The 1,194-nt window shown below is 65.4% G+C and carries 1 protein-coding gene; it reads left to right on the plus strand.

Annotation, left to right across the window (positions count from 1 at the left end):
- Nucleotides 1-1,194, plus strand: a 1,194-nt coding sequence (locus QTI66_RS39510; protein WP_286565839.1) for an AMP-binding protein, incomplete at both ends; no start/stop codon positions are given.

Here is a 1,194-nt window from a genome sequence, read left to right on the forward strand (position 1 = left end):
CAGCTCCATCGTCGACATGCTCGAGCAGGCGATGAAGCAGTACGCGGGCAAGACGGCTTTCCGCTCATTCGGGCAGCGCCTGAGCTATGCCGACGTGGACCGCCTGTCGGCGCAATTCGCGAGCTATCTGCAGCGCGAACTCGGCGTGAAGAAGGGCGACCGCATCGCGGTCATGATGCCCAACCTGGCGGCCTTCCCGATCGTGTTTTTCGGCATTGCGCGCGCAGGCGCCGTGCAGGTCAACGTGAACCCGCTCTACACGCCGCGCGAACTGGGGCATCAGCTCAACGACGCGGGCGTCAAGACCATCGTCGTGTTCAACGGCTCCACGCCAACCCTGGCCGAGACCATCAAGGACACCGGTGTCACCACCATCATCACCGCCGCCCCGGGCGACGGCCTGTCGGTCTCGCTGCCGGCACCCGCGGTGGACGAACGCCTCACCAAAACCGTCGCACTGGGCGGCATCCTGGGTGAAGGCAAGCCGACCGACTACGTCGCGCCAACGCTCACCGGCGATGACCTGCTGTTCCTGCAGTACACCGGCGGCACCACGGGCCTGTCGAAAGGCGCATGCCTGTCGCACCGCAACCTGGTCGCCAATACCGAGCAGTACAAGGCCTTCATGCAGGAGACGCTGCGCCCCGGCGAAGACGTCATCGTCACGGCCCTGCCGCTGTATCACATCTTCGCGCTGATGGTGAACCTCATCACCTACTTCTCGCTGGGTGCGGAGAACTGGCTGGTGGCCAACCCGCGCGACATCGACGGGCTGATCCAGACCTTCAAGGATTCGAAGATGTCGGTGTTCGCGGGCGTGAACACCCTCTATGCCGGCCTGGCCGCGCACCCCAAGCTCAAGGAAGTGGACTGGTCGCACCTGCGCCTGTCGGTGGGCGGCGGCGCCGCGGTGATCCCGGCGACGTCCCAGCGCTGGAAGGAAGTCACCGGCAAGCTGATCCTGGAAGGCTACGGCCTGTCCGAGACCAGTCCGGTGCTCTCGCTGAACCCGCCGTTCATCAAGGAGTTCTCGGCCACCACGGGCCTGCCCTTCCCTTCGACGGACATCAAGCTGATCGACGACGCCGGCAACGAAGTGCCGCTGGGCCAGGCCGGCGAAATCTGCGCCAAGGGTCCGCAGGTCATGAGCGGCTACTGGGAAAAGCCTGAGGTCAATGCCGGCGCCTTCACGGC

The organism is Variovorax brevis (assembly GCF_030317105.1).
Taxonomy (GTDB): domain Bacteria; phylum Pseudomonadota; class Gammaproteobacteria; order Burkholderiales; family Burkholderiaceae_C; genus Variovorax; species Variovorax brevis.